This is a genomic window from Sphingopyxis sp. J-6 (assembly GCF_046603995.1).
Taxonomy (GTDB): domain Bacteria; phylum Pseudomonadota; class Alphaproteobacteria; order Sphingomonadales; family Sphingomonadaceae; genus Sphingopyxis.
The window spans coordinates 870,363-894,343 of the sequence record NZ_CP145810.1 but is presented as its reverse complement, the minus strand read 5'-3'; the positions used below and the strand labels follow the sequence as shown (position 1 = coordinate 894,343).

General features: G+C 65.5%; 21 protein-coding genes. 11 read left to right on the top strand and 10 right to left on the bottom strand.

Translation table 11 applies throughout. The features are described from left to right. Positions 1–126: 126 nt before the first annotated feature. Positions 127–558 (top strand): hypothetical protein, encoded by a 432-nt coding sequence (locus tag V6U71_RS04385; protein WP_411341110.1) that lies wholly within the window; start codon positions 127–129, stop codon positions 556–558. Between the two features lie 85 nt (positions 559–643). Then, positions 644–1,315, top strand: a complete 672-nt coding sequence (locus V6U71_RS04380; protein ID WP_054588640.1) for a glutathione S-transferase family protein — start codon at positions 644–646, stop codon at positions 1,313–1,315. A 111-nt stretch (positions 1,316–1,426) separates the two neighbouring features. Here V6U71_RS04380 and V6U71_RS04375 read toward each other — a convergent pair whose 3' ends face one another. Both V6U71_RS04375 and ubiG read right to left on the bottom strand, forming a co-directional pair. Then, positions 1,427–2,020, bottom strand: a complete 594-nt coding sequence (locus V6U71_RS04375; RefSeq protein WP_411341109.1) for a YdeI/OmpD-associated family protein — start codon at positions 2,018–2,020, stop codon at positions 1,427–1,429. Further along, positions 2,017–2,742, bottom strand: coding sequence for a bifunctional 2-polyprenyl-6-hydroxyphenol methylase/3-demethylubiquinol 3-O-methyltransferase UbiG (ubiG, locus tag V6U71_RS04370; RefSeq protein WP_411342308.1), 726 nt, complete (start codon positions 2,740–2,742; stop codon positions 2,017–2,019). The genes V6U71_RS04375 and ubiG overlap by 4 nt, the downstream gene beginning before the upstream one ends. A gap of 220 nt (positions 2,743–2,962) precedes the next feature. Between ubiG and V6U71_RS04365 the strand changes: the two genes are divergently transcribed. Further along, positions 2,963–4,210 (top strand): aspartate kinase, encoded by a 1,248-nt coding sequence (locus tag V6U71_RS04365; protein ID WP_411341108.1) that lies wholly within the window; start codon positions 2,963–2,965, stop codon positions 4,208–4,210. Positions 4,211–4,312: 102 nt separating this feature from the next. On the opposite strand, the gene V6U71_RS04360 is transcribed toward V6U71_RS04365, so the two are convergent. Further along, the gene (locus tag V6U71_RS04360) at positions 4,313–4,897 is read right to left on the bottom strand and encodes an inner membrane-spanning protein YciB (protein ID WP_411341107.1); all 585 of its coding nucleotides are present in this window, start codon (positions 4,895–4,897) and stop codon (positions 4,313–4,315) included. A 161-nt stretch (positions 4,898–5,058) separates the two neighbouring features. After that, positions 5,059–7,053 (bottom strand): TonB-dependent receptor domain-containing protein, encoded by a 1,995-nt coding sequence (locus V6U71_RS04355; protein ID WP_411341106.1) that lies wholly within the window; start codon positions 7,051–7,053, stop codon positions 5,059–5,061. A gap of 130 nt (positions 7,054–7,183) precedes the next feature. On the opposite strand from V6U71_RS04355, the gene V6U71_RS04350 reads away from it, so the two are divergent. Then, positions 7,184–8,332, top strand: coding sequence for a sensor histidine kinase (locus V6U71_RS04350; RefSeq protein ID WP_411341105.1), 1,149 nt, complete (start codon positions 7,184–7,186; stop codon positions 8,330–8,332). Next, positions 8,329–8,973: a response regulator gene (locus V6U71_RS04345; RefSeq protein ID WP_411341104.1), complete on the top strand. Its 645-nt coding sequence runs from the start codon at positions 8,329–8,331 to the stop codon at positions 8,971–8,973. Before V6U71_RS04350 ends, V6U71_RS04345 begins: the two co-directional genes overlap by 4 nt. Positions 8,974–8,995: 22 nt before the next feature. Here V6U71_RS04345 and V6U71_RS04340 read toward each other — a convergent pair whose 3' ends face one another. The 3 genes from V6U71_RS04340 to V6U71_RS04330 are packed head-to-tail and all read right to left on the bottom strand — an operon-like array spanning position 8,996 to position 12,470. Continuing rightward, positions 8,996–10,387, bottom strand: coding sequence for a serine hydrolase domain-containing protein (locus V6U71_RS04340; RefSeq protein WP_411341103.1), 1,392 nt, complete (start codon positions 10,385–10,387; stop codon positions 8,996–8,998). 39 nt (positions 10,388–10,426) lie between these two features. Then, complete coding sequence (locus V6U71_RS04335) at positions 10,427–11,440, bottom strand: dipeptide epimerase (protein ID WP_411341102.1); 1,014 nt, start codon at positions 11,438–11,440, stop codon at positions 10,427–10,429. Between the two features lie 19 nt (positions 11,441–11,459). Next, the gene (locus tag V6U71_RS04330; RefSeq protein WP_411341101.1) at positions 11,460–12,470 is read right to left on the bottom strand and encodes a DUF1611 domain-containing protein; all 1,011 of its coding nucleotides are present in this window, start codon (positions 12,468–12,470) and stop codon (positions 11,460–11,462) included. A gap of 202 nt (positions 12,471–12,672) precedes the next feature. On the opposite strand from V6U71_RS04330, the gene V6U71_RS04325 reads away from it, so the two are divergent. Further along, positions 12,673–14,112, top strand: a complete 1,440-nt coding sequence (locus tag V6U71_RS04325; RefSeq protein WP_411341100.1) for an APC family permease — start codon at positions 12,673–12,675, stop codon at positions 14,110–14,112. A gap of 141 nt (positions 14,113–14,253) precedes the next feature. Then, on the top strand, positions 14,254–15,855 hold the full coding sequence (locus tag V6U71_RS04320) for a tetratricopeptide repeat-containing sulfotransferase family protein (RefSeq protein WP_411341099.1): 1,602 nt from the start codon (positions 14,254–14,256) through the stop codon (positions 15,853–15,855). 16 nt (positions 15,856–15,871) lie between these two features. Here the strand turns inward: V6U71_RS04320 and V6U71_RS04315 are convergent, their stop codons facing one another. The 3 genes from V6U71_RS04315 to V6U71_RS04305 all read right to left on the bottom strand — a co-directional run bounded on the left by V6U71_RS04315 (position 15,872) and on the right by V6U71_RS04305 (position 20,185). Further along, positions 15,872–18,268, bottom strand: a complete 2,397-nt coding sequence (locus V6U71_RS04315; RefSeq protein WP_411341098.1) for a TonB-dependent receptor — start codon at positions 18,266–18,268, stop codon at positions 15,872–15,874. A 64-nt stretch (positions 18,269–18,332) separates the two neighbouring features. Next, complete coding sequence (locus tag V6U71_RS04310; RefSeq protein ID WP_411341097.1) at positions 18,333–19,862, bottom strand: N-acyl-D-amino-acid deacylase family protein; 1,530 nt, start codon at positions 19,860–19,862, stop codon at positions 18,333–18,335. 107 nt (positions 19,863–19,969) lie between these two features. Then, positions 19,970–20,185 carry a hypothetical protein gene (locus V6U71_RS04305; RefSeq protein WP_411341096.1) on the bottom strand — a complete coding sequence of 72 codons (216 nt, stop codon included), beginning with the start codon at positions 20,183–20,185 and terminating at the stop codon, positions 19,970–19,972. Between the two features lie 23 nt (positions 20,186–20,208). Between V6U71_RS04305 and V6U71_RS04300 the strand changes: the two genes are divergently transcribed. The 4 genes from V6U71_RS04300 to V6U71_RS04285 all read left to right on the top strand — a co-directional run bounded on the left by V6U71_RS04300 (position 20,209) and on the right by V6U71_RS04285 (position 23,977). Next, positions 20,209–21,111, top strand: coding sequence for a MurR/RpiR family transcriptional regulator (locus V6U71_RS04300; protein WP_411341095.1), 903 nt, complete (start codon positions 20,209–20,211; stop codon positions 21,109–21,111). Between the two features lie 217 nt (positions 21,112–21,328). Then, positions 21,329–22,276, top strand: coding sequence for an ornithine cyclodeaminase family protein (locus V6U71_RS04295; protein WP_411341094.1), 948 nt, complete (start codon positions 21,329–21,331; stop codon positions 22,274–22,276). A gap of 2 nt (positions 22,277–22,278) precedes the next feature. Then, positions 22,279–23,415: an aminotransferase gene (locus tag V6U71_RS04290; RefSeq protein ID WP_411341093.1), complete on the top strand. Its 1,137-nt coding sequence runs from the start codon at positions 22,279–22,281 to the stop codon at positions 23,413–23,415. Further along, the gene (locus tag V6U71_RS04285; RefSeq protein ID WP_411341092.1) at positions 23,408–23,977 is read left to right on the top strand and encodes a helix-turn-helix domain-containing protein; all 570 of its coding nucleotides are present in this window, start codon (positions 23,408–23,410) and stop codon (positions 23,975–23,977) included. Before V6U71_RS04290 ends, V6U71_RS04285 begins: the two co-directional genes overlap by 8 nt. Positions 23,978–23,981: the final 4 nt, after the last annotated feature.

Here is a 23,981-nt window from a genome sequence, read left to right as displayed (position 1 = left end):
TGACGAAAATGTGGACAACCGCAAATGTCGGGCGATTTGTCGCATGGTCGAACCGCGTTCAGCCCAGCGAAAGCACGGCATCGCTATAGCGCCGCATCAATTTCGCTTCCCGAAAGGATGAAGCCGATGATTCGCTGGACCTTTGCCGCCCTTCCCCTGCTTGCACTTGCGACGCCGATGCCGGCCGCCGCCGGACAGATGAACGATACCGTCGCGACGCTGAACGACCCGGTCGCGCAGGATCGCATGGCCGATACCGTTACCGCGCTGGTCGGCGCGCTGATGAAGCTCAACGTCGGCCCGCTGGCCGAGGCCGTCGCACGCGTCGATCCGACCTCGGATGCGGCCTATATCCCGCCCGACGCGACGCTCGGCGAAGTCGCGGGACAGGACGATCCCTATTATGCCGAACGGCTCGGCGACGATGTCCGCGCCACGACGCGCATGGCAGGCCACGCTGCCTCGGCGCTCGCGGCCTATGCGCCCGTTCTCAAGAGCATGGCGCGCGACATGGCGGCACAGTGGGAACGCGAACGCGACGCCGCGCGGCAGCGCTGACGCCATCCACAGCTTTGGCAGCGAGGTAACTTTCCGCACGCCATAGGCGTTGCGCGGAACGCCTCGCTGCCGCTATGCCAAGCTTATGTGGCAACTCTATCAATTCCCGCTCTGTCCCTTTTCGCGCAAGGTCCGCCTGCTGCTCGGCGAAAAGGGCGTCGGTTATGAACTGGTGCGCGAATCGCCGTGGGAACGGCGCGACGAGTTCATCGACCTGAACCCGGCGGGGCGGACCCCGGTGATGGTCGACGGCGGACGCGGGCAGGTGCTGATCGACAGCAACGCGATTGCCGAATATTTCGAGGAAACCGTCGAAGGCAAGGCGATGATCAACGGCACCGCAGCGCAGCGCGCCGAAATCCGCCGCCTCGTCGCCTGGTTCGACCAGGATTTCTTCTATGAAGTCACCGGCCCGCTGCTGTTCGAGCGGATGCAGAAGCGCATCGTCCACCGCCAGCCCCCCGACGGCGGTGCGCTGCGCGAGGCGATGAAGGCGGCGAACAACCATCTCGACTATGTCGACTATCTGATCGACCACCGCACCTGGCTCGCCGGCGCGACCATGACGCTCGCCGACCTGACCGCGGCGGCGCATATTTCGGTCGCCGACTATCTGGGCGGCATCGACTGGACCGGGCACGAGCAGACCAAGGGCTGGTATTCGGGACTGAAATCCCGCCCCTCCTTTCGCCCCCTGCTGGCGGAACGGATGGAAATCGTGACGCCGCCGAAATATTACGAGGACGTCGACTTCTGAAAACCCGTCATTGCGAGGAGCGTAGCGACGAAGCAATCTCCAGCTATCGAGATTGCGCAAGGTCGCAGGCTGGAAATTGCTTCGCTTCGCTCGCAATGACGAGACAAACCCCTAACAGCCCTTGTATTTCCAGTTCCGGTCCTTGCCCTCCGCAACCTGCGCGACGATCGTCTCGATGCGTTTGACGCGCGTTTCCTCGCGCTTCGCCTCGAGCACCCACTCGATATAGTCGCGGCGCTTGCCGGGCGAAAAAGCGTCCCAATGCCCTTGCGCCGCGGCATCGGCCTTTAATGCCATGCCGAGATCTTTCGGCAGGTCGAGCGCGGCTTTCGGCTTCGGCGCCGGCCGCTTGGGCTTGCCCTCGGCGCAAAGCCCCGCGGCCTTCCCGATCCACGCCGCCATCACCTTGTCGCCGGGCAGATCGGCGAGCGACGCCAGCCGCCCCATGCTGCCCATCGCGCCGGTATCGCGCGGCGATCCCGTCACCTCTTCGTCGCGCCAGAAACCAAAGGTCGCATGTTCCTTGAATGCCGCCATACCGGCGAGATTCTGCCCGTTCAGCACGAAATGCGGCACGCCCCATTTCAATGTCTCCTCAGCGCCGGGCGCATGCTTGTGCACCAGTTCGCGAAGGTGGTTCAGGATCGGCTGGGCGAAAGCTTGCCGCTTCGCGATATACTCGTCGACGCGCGGGTCGCGGCTCACCCCGCGTGCCTCGCCGCGACGAGATAGTTGAGCGCCTCGCTGCCGCCGAGCTTGAAGCCCTTGGCCGGCGACGGCGACAGGCCGGTGCGGTCGATGACGTCGAGCCCGGCGCCTTCAAGCAACGACGTCAGTTCGTCGGGCTTCAGAAACTGGTCCCAGTCGTGCGTACCGCGCGGCACCGCGCCGACCCGCTCGGCCGCCTCGACGAGCAGCAGTTTCGACAGCATCGTGCGGTTCGGCGTCGACAGGATCATCAATCCGCCGGGCGCCAGCCGCGCCGCGAGTTCGCCGATAAAGGCGGCCGGATCGGTGACATGTTCGACGACCTCCATCGAGGTGACGAGATCAAAGGTCGCGGGCGGCAGCGCAGCGAGTTCGCCGGCCTGATAGTGGATCGACAGCCCCTGCCCCGCAGCATGCTCACGCGCCGCCGCGATATTCTCGGGCGCCGCATCGACGCCCGTGACGTTCGCGCCCATCCGCGCGAGCGGCTCGGCGAGCAGCCCGGCGCCGCAGCCGACATCGATCGCGGTGCGCCCGGCCAGCGGATGGCGCTCGCGCGCATCGACGTGCCAATGCGCATCGATCCGGTCGCGGATATACGACAGGCGCACCGGGTTGAGCTTATGCAGCATCGCCGACGATCCGTGCGGGTCCCACCAGTCGGCGGCGAGGGCCCCGAAATGGGCGGCTTCGTGCGGGTTGATCGTCGCGGCGGTCATGCCCGCGATGTGGCACCATGCCGGTGTCGGCGCAAGAAATTTGCCTGACAGGATCACCAATTGAATGGAAAACCGCATTTGGCTTTCCGAATGGCAAGAAAATTTATCCTCACAGGACAATCGCCGCCTTGCCATCACTCTCCCCCTTCCGTAACAGCGCAGCGCCGCGGAAACCTCAGGAAAAGTCGCGGCCGGAACCAGAACAGGAAAGCGGGGCGACATGGCGCGGATCGTGATGAAATTCGGGGGCACGTCGATGGCGGGCACCGAGCGGATTCGCACCGTGGCGAAACTCGTCGCGCGCGAAGTCGCCAACGGCAACGAGGTTGCGGTCGTCGTGTCGGCGATGGCCGGCGAGACCGACCGGCTGGTCAATTTCTGCCGCGAGGCAAACCCCCGCTACGACCCCGCCGAATATGACGTCGTCGTCGCCGCCGGCGAACAGGTGACCTCGGGGCTGCTTGCGCTCACCCTGCAGGCGATGGGCACTCCCGCGCGGAGCTGGCTCGGCTGGCAATTGCCGATCCGTACCGAGGAAGCCCACGCCCGCGCGCGTATCGCCGACATCGACACCGGCGCGCTCGGCGCCTCGATGGCGAAGGGCGAGGTCGCGGTGATCCCGGGCTTCCAGGGCATGATGGACGACGGCCGCGTCTCGACGCTCGGCCGCGGCGGATCCGATACCAGCGCGGTCGCGGTCGCCGCGGCGCTCAAGGCCGACCGCTGCGACATCTATACCGACGTCGACGGCGTCTATACGACCGACCCGCGCATCGTTGCGCGGGCGCGCAAGCTCGATTTCGTTACCTATGAAGAAATGCTCGAACTCGCGAGCGTCGGCGCCAAGGTGCTCCAGACCCGCTCGGTCGGGCTGGCGATGAAGGAGGGCGTGCGGGTGCAGGTCCTTTCCAGCTTCGTCGAGGGCGACGAGGCTCCGAAACAAGGCACGATGATCGTCAGCGACGAGGAAATAGAGGAACATCAGATGGAACGGCAGCTGATCACCGGCATCGCCCACGACAAGAATGAAGCGAAGGTCATCGTGACGCGCGTGCCCGACAAGCCGGGTGCGGTCGCGAACATCTTCGGCCCGCTCGCCGCGGCCGGGATCAATGTCGACATGATCATCCAGAACGTCGGCCGCGAAAAGGGCGAGACCGACGTGACCTTCACCGTTCCCGCCGTCGACCTCCTCCGTTCGATCGACCTGCTCGAGGCGGCGAAGGACAAGATCGGCTTCAACCGCATCATCAGCGACGACAAGGTGGCGAAGATCAGCGTCGTCGGGGTCGGCATGAAGAGCCACGCCGGGGTCGCGAGCACGATGTTCCGCGCGCTGGCCGATCGCGGCATCAACATCCAGGCGATCTCGACCAGTGAGATCAAGGTCAGCGTGCTGATCGACGAGGACGAGACCGAACTCGCGGTGCGCGTCCTCCACACCGCCTACGGGCTCGACGCCGACTAATCACGGCTCGCATCGGTTGTGATCCCCGGCGAAAGCCGGGGCCCATAACGTCAGCGCAATAGCTTCTGGGCCCCGGTTTCGCCGGGGATCACAGATTTGCCCTTATTCCGCCGCGAGCGGCTGCAGCTCGCCGCCCGCGCGGCGGCGCAGCCGGGATTGCCCGATGAAATGCACCGCCGCGATGTGGACCGCGAACAGGCCGAATTTCGACGCCAGCGGGAATATCCCGATGAACAACGGCCACCACACGGTGAAAAAGAGCGCGATGACGAGGTTCAGTCCGGCGCTCGCGAACATCAGCGCCGCCCAGATCATCCCGAACCGGTCCATCACATCGCCGACCAGCGCGAGCTGTTCGGGCAGGATGTAACGGTCGAGCCAGCCCTTGCGCAGCATCACGCTGCCGACGATCAGATAGACGATCGTCGGCTTAGCCATCACGAAGCGCGGGTCGCCGGTAAAGAGCGTCGCGGCGGCGGTAAAAAGGACCGAGGCAAGGCTGATCCATTGCAGCGCCGCGACCTTCCTGCCACGCGCAAGCTCATAGCCGACGACGCCCACCGCCGTGATAGTGCCCGCGATCGTCGCAACGACCAGATCGACGCCGAGGGCGAGCAAAACGGCGAAGACGATCACCCCCAGCGAGTCGAACAGCATCGGTCCGACAGCGTATAACAGCGACCTCATATCGACATCCTTTCTGGTCGCCCGCGGCTGGGGAGAGCCTGTAGCGGTGACGGACGACTCAATGTTGTCGTTGTAAACATTGCCGGAGAGGGGTCAAGCGAAATTTACGGTGTTAACATGGCGACGGCGCCCGGCCGCCCCTGCCCTTCCCCGTGCGAGGGTCAGATATCCGCCGCTAGCGTCATCAGGAAACGCCGCGTCTCGTTGAACTTGAAGGACGCGTTGGGCGACACGTTCCAGCCATAGGCATCGAAGAGATTGGTGATCTGGGCGCGCAAGGTGGCCGGCACAGCGCCCGCCTGAAAGCGATAGCGAAAGCCGATGTCGACGGTCGTGAGCGGTCGGGTCGTCAACTGCCGTCCGCCGAGTTCGGCATATTCGAGCGCGCTGGCGATCCTTTTCCCCTGGCTGACGACGCCGATATCGACCGAAAGCGGCGCGAAGAAGGGCAAGCGATAATCGAGGTTGGCACGGACGATCCGGTTTGCCGTCCCCACCGGCTTCGGGCCGATGATCCCGAAATCCACCGCTTCGCCCGAAACATCTGCGTCGAGGAACACCGCGCCGGCGATGACGCTCAGCCCCGGGGCTGGCTGCCCTGCGAGCGACAGTTCGATACCGCGGTGCCGGACCGTCCCGAGTTGGCGGTAGACGCGGTCAGGGTCGATGTTGAAATAGGGTTTGCGCACGTCGAACACCCCCGCGACGAGGTTGAAGCCCGGGCGGATCGCATAGCGAAGCCCCGCGTCGCGCTGGCTCGTGCGCAGCGCGGGTGGCGCCGAGTTGCGGTTCACCGCATCCGACGGCGCGGTCGCGCTGTCTTCGAGACCGCGCGTATAACCGGCATAGGCCACCAGCTTGCCGGTCAGATGGAGCGCCAGCGTGCCATTGTAGAGCCACGGCCGATCCCTGGTCGTCAGCAGCGGCCGGCCCGGAATCCGGACATTCTTCTCATAATCTGTCTTCTGTATGCCAAGGCTGAGTTCGGCCACCTGCGGCCAGCGCAATTCATAACCGATGCCGCCGGTGATTTGCCGGACATCGTCGCGGGTCAGCAGCCCGAAATCGAAGGCCGGCTGCGGAAGGTCGCTTCGCTCGCCGAGCGTCGCCGGTCCCAGATCGCGCACGTCGCCGCCGCCATAGGCACGCCGCGTCTCGCGGCCGCGCGCGGCAAGGTGGATGATGTGCCGCCGCGACCCTTCGGCAAAGGAATAGGAAGAACGAACGTCCCCCGACGTCGATTTCGCCGCCTGATCCTTCGTCACCACGAGTTGCCGCTGCGCCGAACCATCGCGCCCGACGCCCCGATAGAGTTCGACCGGGTTGAGCTTCACCTCATTTTCGGACCGGAAGAGACCGGCGCGGATCTGCAAGGCGTCGGAAAGCCGGACGGACCCCAGCGTGCCATAGAATTGCCGCCGGACTTCGGTCTGTGTCCAATCGAGGCCGAAATAGCGCCGTTCGATCTGCGGCGGCAGCCAGGGTCCGCCCGAAAAGATGTTGCCGATGTCGAGATCGTCCATGATCGCCGCGCGGGTGTAAAAGGATTTGAATTCGACCTGATCGGCGGGCCGCCAGCGCAGGACGGCGCCGCCCTGCAGCGTCTGGCTGTCCTCGCCCGGGAAATTCTCCTCATAGCGATAGGCGATCCCCGCGGCCATGCCGAGGCGGCTGCCGGCAGTGGGGATTTGCGCGTCGAGATCGATGGCCGCGGTCCGGTTCGGGCCGAAATAGAGCACCGGGCTCAGCACCGCCTCGTCGCCGGGATTGCGGAGCGCATAGTCGGCGATCCCGGTCGGCGCCGGAAAGGCATAGCCCTGCGCGGTCAACCCCACCCTGATCGTCGAGCCGCTCGCGATCCGGCTGGTGAAGCCGCCATGTTCGGTGACCGACAGTCCTTCGACGCGGATGTTTCCGGCGGTGGCGGGATTGAAACCCCGGACGTCGCCGACGCCGTAAAGGCCGATCTTCTCGTTCCCGACGCTGGTGCCGAACGCATCATTGGCCGCCCGCACCGCATTCTCGTCCGCGCGCCCGGTCTGCGCGTTGCCAACCTCGCTGTCGGCCGGCTCCGCCGCGTTTCCGTTTGCGGCCTGTCCCCACGCCGGGGGCGCGGAGGCGAGGAGGATGACGATGATAGCGACGGACCTTGGCATGGCTTTCACTCCCTTTTCGTCCGTCATCGATGCCGCGCCGCCCCGATCCGCAAAAGTGCCGGAGGTCGCGCCCGCGACCCGTGACTTTTGGCCTATTGGAAGGGGAGCCGCGCTGTGGCAGCATGCGCCAATGGCAGAGCAGCTCAGGTCCCGGCAGCACTGGATTTTCTGCGCCACCGCGCTGGCCGTGTGGTTCGCCTGGGGTTGGCCGGTGCTGCAAAAGCTCATGACCGGCGCGACGATGCGCGGGGCGCCGGTATCGCCGCTGTGGCTGGCGCCGTTCGCGCTTTTCGCGCTTGCGGTCTTTGCGGCAATGGTGCTGAAGCTGCGCCCCGGCGTGCGCTGGGCGCTGCTGTGCGTCCAGCTTCTCGCGGTCGTGACGATGGCGGTCATTGTTCCCTGGGCCGGGATGTCGACCTTCCTCCTCATCATCGCATGGCAGGTGGCGATGACGACGACGCCCGGCAAAGCGCTGGCGTGGGTGGCGTTTCAGACGCTGGCGATCATCGGCGCGCTCGCGCAAGCGCTGAACCCCGACCTGTGCTGGGTGATCGGTCAGGCCTTCGCGCTGCAACTGCTGCTGGTCTTCACCGCGCAGGCGCTGCGGCGGGAGGCGCAAAGCTCGCGTGCGCTGGCCGAGGCGAACCGGGAACTGCGCCAAGCCAATCGCATCGTCGCCAACAGCGTCCGCGATGCCGAGCGCCTGCGCATTTCGCGCGAACTGCACGATGCCTGGGGCCATGAACTGACCGCGCTCGGCCTGCAGCTCGAAATCGCAAGCCATGTGACCGAGCCGGGGCGGGCAACCGACCATGTCCGGCAGGCGAAGGCCCTCGCCGCTGCCCTGCTCACCAAGGTCCGCGATGTCGTCGCGACATTACGCGAAGCCGACCGCGGCGACCTGAAGGAGGCGCTGGAGGCGCTGGCGCAGAGTGTGCCCGCACCGACCGTCCATGTCGATTTCGCGCCAGACGTCCACGTCGACCCCGATCAGGCCCACGCCCTGATCCGCTGCGCGCAGGAAGCCATTACCAATGCCGTCAGACATGCCGGCGCCGCGAACCTTTGGCTGCGGGTGACGGCGGACGATAGCGGGGTGCGCATGATCGCGCGCGACGACGGCAACGCGCAGCCCGCTGCTTCTTCGCCCGGCTCCGGGCTGGTGGGGATGCGCGAGCGGCTGGAATGCCTCGGCGGCAAGCTGACGCTGCGCAGCGGGATCGACTTCGGCTTCACGATCGACGCCTGGTTGCCGTCACGCCCGCCGCAGCCGGCATGATCAGGGTCGTACTTGTCGATGACCAGACGCTCGTGCGGCAGGGCATCCGCGGCCTGCTCGAACTGCTTCCCGACATAGAGGTTGCGGGAGAGGCGTGCGACGGCGCCGAAGCGCTCGAAAAAGTGCCCCAACTCATGCCGGACGTGCTGCTTCTCGACATTCGCATGCCGCGGCTCGACGGCATCGCGGTGCTGGAGGCGCTTCGCCAAGAGGATGCGCTGCCCCCGACATTGATCCTCACGACCTTCGACGACAGCGATGCCGCGATCGCGGCGATCCGGGCAGGTGCCAAGGGCCTGATGCTGAAGGATGTGTCGCTCGAAGCGCTCGCCGGGGCCATTCGCGCCCTCGCAGACAACCGGACGGCGTTTCAGCCGGCGCTGACCGAAAGCCTGATTGCCGCCATTCAGCGCGGCCCGTCAGCATCGCCGGACGACGAGGCCGGCGATGCGCTCACCGCAAGGGAAAAGGAGGTGCTGCACCTGATCTGCGCCGGCTATAGCAACAGGGAAATCGCCGAGCTTCTCGCGATCGCCGAAGGAACGACCAAGAATCACGTCTCCAACCTGCTGCTGAAACTCGACGCCCGCGACAGGACCAGGGCAGCGCTCAAGGCTTTGCAGCAGGGACATCTGGGCTGAGCATGTCGTTCCTCCTTCGGGCTTACAGGGAGAGGAAGAAGTTGGAGGCCTGATCGCCCGGCGCCACCGAATAATAGACCCGCACGAGGCGATCGCCGAAGCTTGCCTTGAAGACGTAATTCACGTCGTCCCCCGCCTCGCTGCGCTCGACAAGCTCCAGCTTCGTCAGCGCGCCGAGCTCCTGCAGGTCCTTGACGAAATAGGGAGCCTGGGTGGGGATGAAATTGGCGGGCGCGAGCGGCACGTCCTCGGCACGGAGGCGGCCGGCGCGCGCGGCTTCGATCAGCGCCGTCACCTTGCGCGCCACCGCCGGTTCAGGCTTCGGGCGGGGCACGGCGACGAGCGCGGGATCCCAGAGCTTCGCCACCCCGTCGACGAAAGTTTCGGTGTTGGCCTCCGCCGAATTGGCGAGGAAGATAATCGCCAGATCGTCGCCCAGATAGCGCGAATAATAGGAACGGAAACCCTGCCACGAGCCGCCATGGTGAAGACGCGGCTTGCCGCCGGCCATGTCGACATCCCAGCCGAAGCCATAGGGATAGGTCTTGCCGCTGTTCAGCCGGACCGGGGTGTAGACCTGTTTCCAGCTCGCAGCGCTCAGCACCTTGCCCTGTTCTACCCCGCGGTTCCACGCAATCAGATCGTCGAGCGAGAAGTAGAGCGAGCCATCGGCAGTGGTGTTCATCTTTACCGAGACGAAATCCTGATTCTTGAGCGCGCCGTCGACGACCTCATATCCCGCCGCGCGATTGGGCACGATGTCGCGGTCGCTGATCACACGCGCCGTCTTCATGCCGAGCGGCTCGAAAATGTCGGTCCTCAGGATATCGCCGTAGAAGCGGCCCGTCGCCCGCTCGATGGCGATGCCGAGCAGGACATAGCCGCTGTTGCTGTAGCTGTAGCGCGCGCCGGGCTGAAAGCTCAGCGGCAGCACCGCGAAGCTCTTGATCAGCTCGTCGTCTGTGTAGTTGCGCTTGAAGTCGAAATCGTCGCCGACATTGGGGATGCCCGACGTGTGGGTGAGAAGCTGACGGATCGTGATCGGACGCCAGCTCGCCGGCGCATCGGGAACATATTTGGTCAGCGGATCGTCGAGGCTCATTTTCCCCTGTTCGACCTGCCGCATCACCGCCGCCGCGGTGAACATCTTGCCCACCGAACCCGACTGGAAAATCGTTTGCGGGGTGACGGCGATATTATGTTCGACATTGGCGAGGCCATAGCCCTTGGCGAGGACGATCTCGCCCTTGTGCACCACCGCGACCGAGACGCCGGGGATCTTCTCGCTGCGCATTTCCTGCTCGACGAATGCGTCGACCTGTTTCCTGAACGTGTCGGGGTCGGGTGCGGCAAGCGCCGGTGCGGCGACGCAAACCAGCGCCGCGGCAAAAAAGATCTTCGTCCGTTCGAGCATTCTCTCTCTCCCCTTCCATCCTGCTTGCCGTCGATGCGGCTAGCCATTTTCGTGAACATGGGCGGTCCGCGATGCGCCGCCCCAGATGTCTTCGGAACACCAGACCATGCCGTCGCGATATTCGACCGACGGCGACCGGTCGCGCGACAGCAGCAACGGACCGTCGAGGTCGACGATGTCGCAAAGCTGGCCGACGATGAAGGCGGGCGCCATGGCAAGCGACGTGCCGAGCATGTTGCCGACCATCACCTGCATCCCCCGCGCCCGGACGGCCTCGACCATCGCCAGCGCCTCGGTGAGCCCGCCGCATTTGTCGAGCTTGATGTTGACGACCGAAAAGGCGCCGGAAAGCGTCGCGATCGATGCCAGCCCCTGTGCGCTCTCGTCGGCAGCGAGCGGGATCGGCGAGGCGAAGCCGTCGAGATCCGCGTCGCGGTCGAGCGGCAGCGGCTGCTCGATGAGTTCGACCCGCGCTTCCACCAGCGCCGGCATGATCTGCTCGAGCGTCGCGCGCGAGAATCCCTGATTGCCGTCGACGCCCAGCCATACATCGGGACGCGCCGCTCTTGCCGCGCGAACGCGGGCGGCATCCTGCCCGTCGCCGATCAGCTTGAGCTTGATCGCGCGCGCACCGGCATATTCCTTCGCCCGTTCGCCCACGACCGCGGGCGGCTCGGCGCCGATCGTCCAGGTGGTCAGACGCGGTTTCGGGGCACGAACCCCGGCCTCCTGCCAGACCGGCCGGCCCGAGCGGGCGGCATCGATATCCCACAGCGCGCAGTCGAGCGCATTGCGCGCCCCGCCGGGCGGCAGCAGCGACTGGAGCCGCTGCCGGTCCATGCCCGAACGGAAAGCGTCCTGCATCGACGCGATCGTGGCCGCGACGTTCGCCGGCGTATCGCCGAGATAGTCGACCCCCGCCGCTTCGCCTCGTCCCCGATAATCGCCGTCGCTCAGCGTCACGACGACCACCTCGATCGCCTCATAGGTCCAGCCCGTGATGCGGAACGGGTGAACGAGAGGCCAGGTTTCGACGCGAACCGCGATATCCATGACGCTGCCTTTGCCTCGATCAATCGAAGGTGGCGGAAATATGCGCGATCAGCGCCGCCGGTCCCGTCGCCACCGGGTCGAAGCACGGCAGGCCGAAGCGATCGGACACGACAGCCAGATGATCGGCCCGCGCGTCGGCGGGCAACGCCGAGCAATTGATGCTGATCCCCGCACAGCGAACCGCGGGATTGATCCGCCGCGCCATGCCCAGATTGGCCTCGATGCACTCGGCGAGCCCGGGCAGCGGGAAATCGGGATAGCCGTCGACATGCGTCCGGCCTTCGGCATGACAGAGAATGATCGCATCGGGCTGCGACCCGTGCAGCAGGCCGAGCGCCACCGCGGCATAGGCCGGGTGAAACAGCGACCCCTGCCCCTCGATGACGTCCCAATGGTCGCGGTCGTTGTCCGGCGACAGCGCTTCTGCGGCGCCGGAGACGAAATCGGACACGACGGCGTCGATCGGCACGCCTTCGCCCGCGATCAATATCCCGGTCTGGCCCGTCGCGCGAAAGGTGGCCTTCATGCCGTGGGCCTTCATGTCGCGCGCGATCGCGAGCGCGCTGTATTTCTTGCCGACCGCGCAATCGGTACCGACCATCAACATGCGCCGGCCCGACCGTTTGCGGCCCGAACCCACCGGAAAGCTTCGCCCGGGATCCCGGACGTCGAACAGCGAAGCGCCCGAGGCCCGGGCGGCCGCCGCGATTTCGGGAATGCTGCCGAGGCGAACATGCATGCCGCTGGCGATATTGAGACCGGCGCCGAGCGCGGCGACGATCGGGGCGATCCATTGCGGCGCGATGGCGCCGCCGAACGGTGTAACGCCGATGACGAGCGTCTCGGCTCCGGCGGCCCGCGCCTGCGCAAAGTCCATGTCCTCGAGACCCATGTCGATGCCGCAGGACGGCAGGCGCCACTGCCCCACGCAGCGTTCGCGCGACCAGTCGACCAATCCGCAAGCGGTCTTCGCGTCGAGCCGATCGGCGACATCGCCCAGAAACAGCAGATATTTCCCCGGGATGATCATTCGGCCGTCTTTCCTGAAAAATGGACGCTGCCTCGCGCCCGTCGCTGGAATGGCTTGCTAGTAATAAAAATTACTCTAACGTGTCAATCGGTAAAAAACTAACATAGCATCGAATCCGGAGAGAGCGGTTGAAAACCTTCATGCCCCCAGCCAGCCTGCCTGCCCTGTCGCCCTGCCCCGCCGCCAGCGCGCGGAGGCGGCCATGACGCCTTTCGCCCGCAAGACCATTGCCGCGCTGCAGGCGAGCACGCGCGAGAATGGCGACGCCCTCGCGCCGAAGATCGGCCTGTTCGCTCTCGTCTGTTTCGGGGTCGGCGGCACCGTGGGGGCAGGCATCTTCATCCTCACCGGCACCGTCGCCGCGCAGCACTCGGGCCCCGCGGTGGCGCTGTCCTTCCTGATCGCGAGTGTCGTCTGCCTGCTCGCCGGGCTCTGCTATGCCGAGTTGGCAGCGATGATGCCGGTCGCGGGAAGCGCCTATTCCTATACGCACGCCTCGATGGGCGAGGCTGCGGCGTGGGCGGTCGCTTGGTGCCTCGTCCTCGAATATCTGTTCGCGGGCGCGCTGGTCGCTATCGGGTGGTCGGCCTATCTCCAGGCCGCGCTGCATGACATCGGCGTGGTGTTTCCGGCGATCTTTTCGCAGGCCCCCTTCTCGATCTCGGCCGACCGTCATCTGGTCGCGACCGGCTCGATCATCGACCTTCCTGCAGCGCTGGTGACCCTCGCCTGCATGGCGATGTTGCTGCGCGGCACCGACTTTTCGGCGCGGATCAACAATCTCATCGTCGTCGTGAAGATCGCTGCGATGCTGCTCGTCGTCGCGACGGGCTTCGCCTTCGTCGATCCCGCGAACTGGTCCCCCTTCATCCCGGCCAACGAAGGCGTCTTCGGTCGCTTCGGCTGGTCGGGCGTGATGCAGGGCGCCGGCGTGCTCTTCTTTGCCTATGTCGGTTTCGACGCCGTTTCGACGCTGGCGCAGGACGTCCGCAATCCCCAGCGCACGGTGCCGCAGGCCCTGCTCGCGTCGGTCGGCGTGACGACCCTGCTCTATGCCCTCGTCGGGCTCGTGATCACCGGGCTGGTCAGCTATCGCCTGCTCAACGTCGCCGATCCGATCTATGTCGCGCTCAACAGCGCCGGCCCCGGCCTTGCATGGACCAAGCTGATCGTCGGGTTCGTCGCAATCGCCGGGCTGGTTTCGGTGCTGCTCGTCACCCTGCTGGGTCAGGTGCGGATTTTTTATGCGATGGGCCGCGACGGCTTGTTGCCTCCCGCCTTCACGCGTGCGCGACCCGGCAGTTCGGTGCCCTATGCCGGAACGCTGGTAACCGGACTCGTCGCTGCGCTCGCGGCGGGCGTGCTGCCGCTCAACCTGCTCGGCGAGCTGATCTCGATGGGCACGCTGTTCGCGTTCGTGATGGTCTCCGCCAGCGTCCTCGTCCTTCGGCGCCGCGAACCGGACGTAATACGGCCCTTCCGCGTCCCCTTCTATCCGTGGATTCCGATCCTCAGTATTATCGCCTGTGTCTATCTTATGTGGACGCTGCCGCAGGACACATGGATCCGGCTGATCGTCTGGCTGGCGATCGGCGGCGGCATTTACTGGCTCTATGGCCTACGCCGCCGGAAGATGGGATAGACGCCCGAAGGCTCGACATGCGGGACATTTTTCTACAGACCGGTGCATCCGAAAGAAAATTGTCGCGATCACTCCTTCGCCGCGCGACATTTCGTCAGCGAGGATGATAAGGATGCGCCCTTTTTCCCGAATGCGCTTTCGGTGACCGGGGCGACCGCCGATCTCCGCCGCGCCGGTCGCGAAGCGCTGGCGATGGGGAATGTCGAGGCGATCAGACGGGTTGCGGCAGCGCTGCAGTCCGCGCCCGGCGGGGCTGCCGAAGGATATTTCCTGCTTGCTGTCGTCGAAGCAGAGACGGGGCGCACTGCGGCGGCGCTGGAGCTGATCAGAGCGGCGGTCGCCCACGCACCGAGCGCCGAATATGAAGCGCAACTGGCCCGCCTGCTCCTATCGGCAGGCCGCGATGGCGAAGCACGGGAGGCAGCGATCCGCGCCGAAACACTACGGCCCACGGATGCGCTGACGTTCGACACGCTGGGCTGCGTCCACACGCGGCTGGGGTCGCATGCCGACGCTGTCCGCCTTTTCGAACAGGCGGTCGCGCACGCGCCGGACAACCGGAATTTCCGTTACAATCTGGCCGTAGAGCTGGGCTTTGCCGGAGAGACCGACGAGGCAGAACGTCATTTCGATGCGATCCTCGCCGCCGCGCCAACCGACGGCCGGGCGCATTTCGCCCTGTCCGGGCTGCGGCGCCAGACACCCGGGCGCAACCATATCGCGCGGCTCGAGCAGGCGCTGGCCGTGGCCCAAAATCCCGACGACCGGCTGCGTATCGGCTTCGCGCTCGGCAAGGAATATGAGGAATGCGGGCAGCCGGCCGAGGCCTTGCAACATCTTCAGCGGGCTGGCGAGCAAAGGAAGGAGCGATCCGGCTATGCCTTCGCGCGCGACGCGGGGCTGTTCGATGCCGTCGAGCATCTGTTCGCCGGACGCCCGCCGCTGAGTGGGAGCGGCGACTCCGCAGCGCAGCCGATCTTCGTCGTGGGAATGCCGCGGACCGGTACGACGCTCGTCGACCGCATCCTGTCATCGCACGCCGAGGTGCGATCGGCCGGCGAGCTTGCGGCGATGCCGCTCGCCATCAAGCAGGCGGCGGCCACGCGCAGCCGGGCGGTCGTCGATGCCGAAACCATCGCCGCGGCGCGAGGACAGGCGGCAAGCGACGTCGCCGCCTTCTACCTCGCCCGCGCCCGGCAACACCCGACGGCCGAAGCCGCGCGCTTCGTCGATAAGCTGCCGTTCAATTTCCTGTATATCGGCTTTATCCGGCAAGCGTTCCCCGCCGCGAAGATCGTCTGCCTGCGCCGCGACCCGATGGACACCATCTGGAGCAATTACCGGCATCTTTTCGCCGACGGCTCGGCGTTCCACGACTATTCCTACGACCCCGAGGATATCGCCCGCTATTATCTGCGCTTCGACCGGCTGATCGCCTTCTGGCGCGAGACGTTCCCCGGTGCCGTGCTCGAACTCGGTTATGAAGATTTGATCCGCGACCAGGCCGGCGAGACGCGCCGGCTACTCGATCATTGCGGGCTCGACTGGGATGAAAACTGCCTCCGCTTTCACGAGCAGGACGGGGCGGTGGCGACGCCGAGCGCCGCGCAGGTCAGGCGGCCGCTGAACGCCGACGCGGTCGGCCAGTGGCGTCCCTATGCCGATGCGCTCGGCGCCGCGCGCCGGCTGATCGAGGACGCGGCGCCGGGGCGGACCGACCGCCGCCCGGGCGACCGGTCATGACCCGACCCGGTTCGGCCTAGAATTTGAACCGGCCTTCGATTCCGAACGTCCGCGGATTGATTACCGCGCGCGAATAATAGCGGACCGCGAAGCCGTCGTTGACGCCGATGCGCGAACGGTCGGCGCCGATCGAGACCACCGCATATTTGTCGAAAATATTGTTCGCCCACAGCGAGAGGTCGTATTTCTCCGTGCTGTAGGTGAGCGACGCGCGATGCGTGACATAGCTCGGGATGAGTTCGCCATAGGTTCGTTCCCAGCCGAGGCGCGAGACGACATTGCCGCGGTACACGGCGGTCCAGTTGGCGATCAGTTCGGCATCGCCGAGCGGCCTTGTGTAGGTCACGCCGAGGCTGCCGGCATTTTTGGCCGACCCCGGCAGGCGGTCGCCCGCCAGTGCGTCGAGCGCCACGACCGGCGACGAATAATCGCCGGGCACGGTGCGAATGCTGATGATCCCCGGCGCGTCGGACGTCAGCTTTGCATCGACGTACGAATAGGTCCCCTGAATGCTCAGCTCGCGCGTCGGGCGCGCGGTGAACGAGGCCTCGAAACCCTGCGAGCGCGCCGACCCGCCGTTACCGGTAATGCCGACCGCACCATAGGTCGTCTCGGTGCCAAGCTGCAGCCCGCTCCAGTTGATGCGGAAGACGTCGAAATGGAAATTGAGCTTCCGGTCGAACAGCTCGCCGCGCAGGCCGATCTCGATATTCTTCGTCGTATCGGGTCCATATTGCAGTTCGTCGGGCAGCGCGCACGCGTTCTGCTGGTCCGGCGGCACCGGATTCGGGCACGGCGCGACATAATTCGGACCGCCGAGACGATATCCCTTGCTGTACGTCGCATAGACCATCAGGTCGGGCGCGATCTTGTAGGAGCTGTTGAACTTCCACACCCATCCCGACTTGCCCGCGGTCCCGCCTTCCTGCGGCAGTTCGTCGGGGTCGAGCGGGTCGCCGAGCAATGGCAGGACGATCGCGCCGGCCAGCCGCGAACTATATTTGAAATAGCGCGCACCCGCCGTCACCTGCCACGCGGGGGTCACCTGATAGGTGAGTTCGCCGAAGGCCGCCTTTTCGGTCACCTTGCCGCGGGTGATGCTGGCATATTCGATATCGTCGGGGTTGGTGTCGCCGACGCCGTAGAAATCGGCGAGGCCCGGCGCGATTTCGACATAGGGATAGGATGAGGTCTGCTTGTTGTAAAACCCGCCGATCGTCCAGCTGAACGGCCCGCCGTGACGCGAGACCAGCCGGATTTCGTCATTATATTGTTCGGTATTGTTGTCGCGGATCAGATAGGCGGAAAAGGCGGGAAAGGCTTCATAGCCGAGCTCGAGATCGAGCAGCTGGTCGGTCTGGTCCTTCACCTCGCGGACTTTCCGGTTGGTATAGGCCGTCGTCGCCACGAGATCGGCGATGTCCCAGAGGTTGGCATTGAGTTCGAGGCTCACCAGATGGGCGTGGCGCCGGTGCGGTTCGACGTAGCGCGATCCATTCTCATAGGGCCCGGTCCCGAGCACACCGGCGCTGTTCGCCTGGCGGCCGTTCGTCCGCGTCTGCTGATAGACATAGGTCAATATGGCTTTGACGTTCGGATTATATTGAAGGAGCAATTGGTTGCGCGTCGTATAGGTGCGTTCGAAATTGACGTCCCTCACCATGCGCAGGTTGTCCGCATAGTCGGGGCCGATCGCATTGCCGGTGCCGCCTGCCTGCGGCAGCGACACGCCGGGTTCCTGAAGGACGAGCGGATAGTCGATGAAGCCGGGGTCGAAATAATAGCCCGAGGCGGTACGGAACGCCACATGATCGCGGACGAGCGGGATGTTGAGCATGAAGTCGCCCTGAAAACCGACTTCCTTCGAATGATCCTTGCCATAGACGCGCGAATGCACCTCGGCCTCGAAACCGTCGGGGTTGGGGCGCTTCGGAATGTAACGGATCGCGCCGGCCAGCGTGCCGACGCCATAGAGCGTGCCCTGCGGCCCGAGCAGCGTTTCCACCCGTTCGAGATCGAGCAGCTTGAAATCATAATAGAGCGGCACTTCGCCGAGATAGATGCCCAGCGTATTGTCGCCGTCCGAACCGCTGTCCCCAGTATCGTCTGCGCTGATGCCGCGCAGGACGATCGAGCCGGTCGATGTCGGGCCGGTGTCGCTGATCGTGATTCCGGGCGTGAAGTCGGCGATATCGCGCACATCGTCGATGCGCTGTTTTTCGAGCATGTCGGCGGAGATCGCGCTGATGTTGATCGGCGTGTCCTGCAGCGTCGTTTCGCGCCGGGTCGCGGTCACCACAATCTCTTCGGACCCGGACGATGCGCCGGCGTCCTGCGCCATAGCCCCCGTCGTCAGCATGCAGCCGGTCAGGAATGTCGCCGAATTGAGCGCGACCTTGAGCCTGTTATTCATGTTCTGTCCGCCTCCCATGCGTGTCTTGTCGCCCGCTGTTGCGAGTCATTCGGGTCGTTGAAATTCAGTCGGCGCGCGTCCCGGCGGCCGGCCAGGGGGTCGAATGGCCGCGCCGAACGACGCGGCCCGGCCGTTCGCCCGTCGCCTTGCCGTCGACGAAGCTGAGAACGCCGTTGACCCAGACGCGGCGCATGCCGGTCGCGACCGCACCGGGGTTTTCCGTGGTCGCGTTGTCGCGAATGGCGTCGGGATCGAAAAGGACAAGATCGGCAATCGCCCCGACCCGGATTTCACCGCGATCGGCGATACCCATGTGCCGCGCCGCCAGCGAACTCATCTTCCTGATCGCCTCGCCGAGGCTCAGCAGCTTCTTTTCGCGGACATAGACGCGCAATATCTTGGCGAACGGCCCGGCGCCGCGCGGATGCAGATCCTCGAAGGCGCCGTCGGACGAGATATTGGCATGCCGCCACGCGATCAGCTTCGCGATATCGCCCTCGTCCATGCTGGTCCCGATGACGCTGATATCGCCGTCCTTGGCGCGCGCCGCGCGGATGAGCGAAATGACGGTGGTCACCGGGTCTTCTCCCCGTTCGGCGGCGATCTGCGCCACCGTCTTGCCGACATGCGACGCATCGCCGCTGTCGGCCGAGATCAGCAGCCCTTCGGGCGGCGCCAGATGCCCGAGGACGAATGCGGCGGTCGCGCGATTGTCGAAATCGCGCTCGGGCCAGAGGACGGTCAGCGTCGACTGCCAATAGGGATAGGGGTAGATATCGAGCGACGCGTCGATCCCTTCGGCCCGCGCGGCATCGAGCTTTGAGAGGTAGCGGTCGGCCTGCCCCCACCAGTCGGTCATCCCGAGCTTGGCGTGGCTCACTTGCACCGGCATGCCCGTTTCGCGGCCGATGGTGATCAGCTCGTCGAGCGCCGCCCAAAGCTCGCGATCCTCGCTGCGCATATGGCTGATGTACCGCCCGCCGAATTTGGCGGCTTCGGAGGCAAGGGCGAGCACTTCGGCGTGCGAGGAATAGATCGCCGGATCATATTCGAGCCCGGTCGAGAGCCCGAGCGCCCCCGCGCGCATGTCGGCGTCGAGCAGCGCGCGCATACGGTCGACCTCGGCCGGCGTCGCCTCGCGCTTGTAGTCGGACCCGAGAACCTCACCGCGCAACGTTCCGTGGCCGGAATAGGAGGCGATGTTGACGGCGGCCGGATGCGCCTCGCGCTCGGCGAACAGCTTCGCAACTGGGAATTCCGAGCCGCCGTCCTGCCCGAATACGACCGTCGTCACCCCCTGCGCGAGCAGTTGCGTCGCGTCGAGATGCTCACCGAGTTTCTCGTCATGATGGCTGTGCGTGTCAATGAAGCCCGGGGCGAGCACGAGGCCGCGGCCGTCGATGACGATATCGCCCTTTTGCGGCGTCAGATTGCCGACCGCCACGATCCGGTCGCCGTCGATACGGACATCGGCCGGCGCCGTTTGGGCATCGCGGCCGTTGGCGACCGTCGCCGACCGGATCAGGGTCGCAGCGTAGCAATTGGTTGCCGTCGATACGGCAAGGCCGAGGGCGAGCAGAGTCTTCCAGCGCATGCCGGATGTTTAATTTACTGTCTTTTATCAGTCAACGATAAAAAGTTGTCATCGTGACTACGATACACCAAGCGATGGCCCCATACGAAAAACTGCCGGGATGCAGGCTATGTCGCCATATTCGTGCGATCCATTTCTGACAGGAAAGTTTGCAAGTCAGAAACGAGATGCGATACGAGACAAGCGCTCAGGGCAAGAAGCCCGGCCGCTCGCGGCTCCATATCGAAAGGACTATCGTGCTCGACCTGCTCACGCTTCGCGATACCGACGACGATGCAGCGCATCCACCGCTCCGCGCGGTCTTTGGCAATGGCGAAACGCACGCGGCTTCGGTAAGCCGCATGTCATGAACACCAAGAGCGGCGCTGGCCTGACCGAAATGATCGAGGACAAGATCGCGATGCTGAGCGACGCCGAACGCGTCGTCGCCAACTTCCTTCTTTCCGACCGGCAGAATATCCCGTTCGAGACCGCAGTCTCGGTCGCCCAGAAGGTCGGGGTGAGCCCGGTGACGGTCGGCCGTTTCTGCCGCCGTGTCGGCTTCCGCAATTTCCGCGAACTGAAGGCCGCGCTGCGGTACGATATCGGTTCCGAGCCGTGGCCGTCGTCCACCCCGCGCGGTGCCGCAGGCGGGAGCGAGGCCTTGCTGAAGCGCGACCGCGACATGGTGATCGCGGCGATCAGCGAGGTCTATCAGCTGGCGGGCACCGCGGAATGGAATGCGATCGTGTCCATCCTCGATTCGAGCGAAGAGGTGCTGGTCGCAGGTTTCCAGACCGAGCGCGGCATCGCCGAGCATTTTGCCCACACGCTGCAATATGTCCGGCCGGGCGTCCGGATGGCCGACCTCGCGGCGGGCAGCTTCGCCGACATTCTCACTGAGAGTGGCCGCGGAAAATGCGTCGTCATCGTCGAGATCCGCCGCTACTCGCGCCAGGCGAAGCTGCTCGCCGAACGAGCGGCGGCGGCCGGCTTTACGATCGTCATCGTCACCGACAAATTCTGCCACTGGGCAAAGGAATATACGCCGCATGTGCTCGCGCTGCCCGACGAGAGCGCGCTGTTCTTCGCAACGCTCGTCCCGATGGTCGCGGCCTTGACCCTGCTCGTGCAGGAGGTGGTGCTGCGCCGCGGCGATGCCGCCAAGCCCCGGCTCGATCTGGTGTCCGAACTCTATCAGGAGTTCACCGGGCACGTCGGCCAGAAGCGCAGCCGCAACAACCGCGAAGAGCCCGACGCATCCTCCTGACGGCCTGAGACAAGCCGGCGCCGCCACGCCGGGAGCGCCCCGCCCGCTTCGCCACCCTCACATCTGCGCCCGCGCGGAGATCTGTCGCCTCGCCCTCGGCGGGGCGACCGGACGTATCCGGCCCAAGGCTGTTGACCTTCCCGATTGAGCATTATAATGCTCATTTAGATGCAGTTTACTGCACATACTGGTTCCACCGATTCTCCGGGAGATTCGCATGTCCACGCTTCCGCTCGTTCTCGACGATCGTGCCGTCGCGGCTGCGCTGGAGACGATCGACGTCCCCGCCGAGCTCGCCGTCATGTTCGCCGGCCTCGCCAACGGGCGCGCGACCCAGCCGCCGCAGACGCTCACCCTGTTTCCGGACGGGATGGGAGACTTCATCGCCTATCTCGGCGCGCTGGCCGACCGCGCCGTGTTCGGCGCCAAACTCTCCCCCTATCTGCCGCGCGACGGCGGCGCGCTGGTGACGGCGTGGACGGTGATCCTGTCGATGGAGACGGGAGCGCCACTGCTGCTTTGCGATGCCAAGCGGCTGACCACCGAGCGTACCGCCGGCACGACCGCGCTGGCGGTCGATCTGCTGGCGAGGCCCGACGCCCGCTCGCTCGCGGTAATCGGGACGGGCCCGGTCGGCCTTGCCCACCTGCGTCACGTCGGACCGCTGCGCGACTGGACCAGCGTGACATTATGCTCGCCGGGCGCGGCGCAAAGGCAGGATCTGCCCCGCACGCTGAACAGCGGATGCCCGGTCGTGGTGGAGGCCGATGCCGACCGGGCGATCGCCGACGCAGACGTCATCCTGCTCTGCACCTCTTCCGGCGCGCCGGTGATCGACGTCAATCAAGCAAAGGCCGACGCGCTCATCACCTCGATCAGCACCAACGCGGCCGACGCGCACGAGATCGACCCCGCGGCGCTCGCGGCGATGGAGGTCTATTGCGACTATGCCCCCACCGCGCCGCTGTCGGCCGGCGAGATGAAGCTGGCGATCGCGGCGGGAATATGGTCGGCCGACGCGCTGCGCGGCGATCTCCCCGCGCTCATGGTCGGCCGGGCGCCGCCGCCGACGGGCGGCAAACGCATCTTTTTTCGCTCGATCGGCCTCGGCCTTGAAGATGTCGCGCTCGCCGATGCGGTGCACCGTGCTACCAGAAAGGAATAACCATGAAAATCCGTGAGTTCGCCGTCGAAATGTGGATGAACCGCTATGAGCTCCAGTGCGAGCTCAACCTTGCCGAGACGTGCGTCGAGTCGTTGACGGTTGCCGAACTGCTCGCGATGGCGGGGCGGACCGAGACCATCCTCTCCGAATTGCTGCCGCTAAAGCTGACCTATGGCGCCATCGAGGGCAGCGACCGGCTGCGCGGCCTGATCGCCGGCATGACAGACACCGCGAAGCCGGAGAATGTCCTCGTGACGCATGGCGCCATCGGGGCCAATGCGCTGGTGCACCAGACGCTCGTCGAACCCGGCGACCGCGTCATCTCGGTCCTGCCGACCTATCAGCAGCATTATTCGATTCCGGAAAGCTATGGCGCCGACGTCCGGATATTGCGGTTGCGCGAAGAGAATGGCTTCCTGCCCGATCTCGACGAATTGCGCGCGCTCGCCACCCCCGGCACGCGGCTGATCGCCATCAACAATCCAAACAATCCCACCGGCTCGGTCATGGACCGGCCGATGCTGGAGGAGATTGTCGCGATCGCCCGCGGATGCGGCGCCTGGCTGCTCTGCGACGAGGTCTATCGCGGCACCGGACAGGACGGCGACGGGATGACGACATCGATTTTCGACCTCTACGAGCGCGGGATCAGCACCGGCAGCATGTCCAAATCCTTCTCGCTGGCGGGCCTGCGGCTGGGCTGGATCATTGCCCCCGTCGACCTCGTCCATCCGATCACCGTCCACCGCGACTATAATACGATCAGCGTCGGGATGATCGACGACCATCTCGCCGCGATTGCCCTCGAGGCACGCGATGCGATCCTCGCGCGGTCGCGTGCCATCAGCCGGACGAACCTTGCCATCCTTGCCGACTGGGTCGCCCGCGAACCGCTGATCGACTGGATCAAGCCGCGCGGGGGGACGACGGCGATGCTCAAATATGATCTGCCGGTTCCGTCGGAAGCATTTTGCCTCGACCTGCTCGAAAAGACCGGCGTCATGATGACGCCAGGCAGCGCGTTCGACATGGAAGGATATGTCCGGATCGGATACTGCAACAACGAGGCAGTATTGCGGGAGGGACTAGCACGCATGTCGGACTATCTTGCACAGACGCGCGCGCCCGCCGATGGCTGACGCCCGCCCGCCATCCGGCGCACGCGACGACGTGCTGGCCCATGTTTCGAGCAATCTGCGCCGGCTGCGGCGGACGTCCGGCTTGAGCCAGGGCGCGCTGGCCGAAGCATCGGGCCTGAGCCGGCGCATGATCGTCAACCTCGAGAGCGGCGACACGAACGTCAGCCTGTCGAGCCTCGACAAGCTCGCCGACGCATTGGGGGTCGATTTCGTTTCGATGATCGCCGACCCGGCGGCGAGCAGCCAGCGCATCGACGCCGTCGGCTGGCGCGGCGCCGGGGCGGAGAGCAAGGGCGTGCTGCTCGGCAGCGCGCCGGCGGGGCGCGAGGCGCAGCTCTGGCAATGGTCGCTTGCGGTCGGCGAGCGCTATCAGGCCGAGCCCGACCCGGCCGGCTGGCACGAGATGGTGTCGGTCGCCGAAGGACGGCTGCGCATCGAGAAGGAGGATGGCATCGTCACCGTCGAGGCTGGCGATTTCGCCATCTATAGCAGCGCGCAAAGCTATGCTTATGCCAATGCGGGCAGTTCGGTGGTCCGCTTCCTGCGTGTGGTCGTCAGCTAGGCCC

Excerpts from the sequence above, each read along its gene's own strand:
- V6U71_RS04290 (WP_411341093.1), top strand. The coding sequence starts at position 22,279 with ATGAAAATCCGTGAGTTCGCCGTCGAAATGTGGATGAACCGCTATGAG.
- ubiG (WP_411342308.1), bottom strand. The coding sequence starts at position 2,742 with ATGACCGCCGCGACGATCAACCCGCACGAAGCCGCCCATTTCGGGGCC.
- V6U71_RS04335 (WP_411341102.1), bottom strand. The coding sequence starts at position 11,440 with ATGGATATCGCGGTTCGCGTCGAAACCTGGCCTCTCGTTCACCCGTTC.
- V6U71_RS04345 (WP_411341104.1), top strand. The coding sequence starts at position 8,329 with ATGATCAGGGTCGTACTTGTCGATGACCAGACGCTCGTGCGGCAGGGC.
- V6U71_RS04365 (WP_411341108.1), top strand. The coding sequence starts at position 2,963 with ATGGCGCGGATCGTGATGAAATTCGGGGGCACGTCGATGGCGGGCACC.
- V6U71_RS04300 (WP_411341095.1), top strand. The coding sequence starts at position 20,209 with ATGAACACCAAGAGCGGCGCTGGCCTGACCGAAATGATCGAGGACAAG.
- V6U71_RS04295 (WP_411341094.1), top strand. The coding sequence starts at position 21,329 with ATGTCCACGCTTCCGCTCGTTCTCGACGATCGTGCCGTCGCGGCTGCG.
- V6U71_RS04330 (WP_411341101.1), bottom strand. The coding sequence starts at position 12,470 with ATGATCATCCCGGGGAAATATCTGCTGTTTCTGGGCGATGTCGCCGAT.
- V6U71_RS04315 (WP_411341098.1), bottom strand. The coding sequence starts at position 18,268 with ATGAATAACAGGCTCAAGGTCGCGCTCAATTCGGCGACATTCCTGACC.
- V6U71_RS04360 (WP_411341107.1), bottom strand. The coding sequence starts at position 4,897 with ATGAGGTCGCTGTTATACGCTGTCGGACCGATGCTGTTCGACTCGCTG.
- V6U71_RS04325 (WP_411341100.1), top strand. The coding sequence starts at position 12,673 with ATGACGCCTTTCGCCCGCAAGACCATTGCCGCGCTGCAGGCGAGCACG.
- V6U71_RS04340 (WP_411341103.1), bottom strand. The coding sequence starts at position 10,387 with ATGCTCGAACGGACGAAGATCTTTTTTGCCGCGGCGCTGGTTTGCGTC.
- V6U71_RS04380 (WP_054588640.1), top strand. The coding sequence starts at position 644 with ATGTGGCAACTCTATCAATTCCCGCTCTGTCCCTTTTCGCGCAAGGTC.
- V6U71_RS04285 (WP_411341092.1), top strand. The coding sequence starts at position 23,408 with ATGGCTGACGCCCGCCCGCCATCCGGCGCACGCGACGACGTGCTGGCC.
- V6U71_RS04355 (WP_411341106.1), bottom strand. The coding sequence starts at position 7,053 with ATGCCAAGGTCCGTCGCTATCATCGTCATCCTCCTCGCCTCCGCGCCC.
- V6U71_RS04385 (WP_411341110.1), top strand. The coding sequence starts at position 127 with ATGATTCGCTGGACCTTTGCCGCCCTTCCCCTGCTTGCACTTGCGACG.
- V6U71_RS04350 (WP_411341105.1), top strand. The coding sequence starts at position 7,184 with ATGGCAGAGCAGCTCAGGTCCCGGCAGCACTGGATTTTCTGCGCCACC.
- V6U71_RS04310 (WP_411341097.1), bottom strand. The coding sequence starts at position 19,862 with ATGCGCTGGAAGACTCTGCTCGCCCTCGGCCTTGCCGTATCGACGGCA.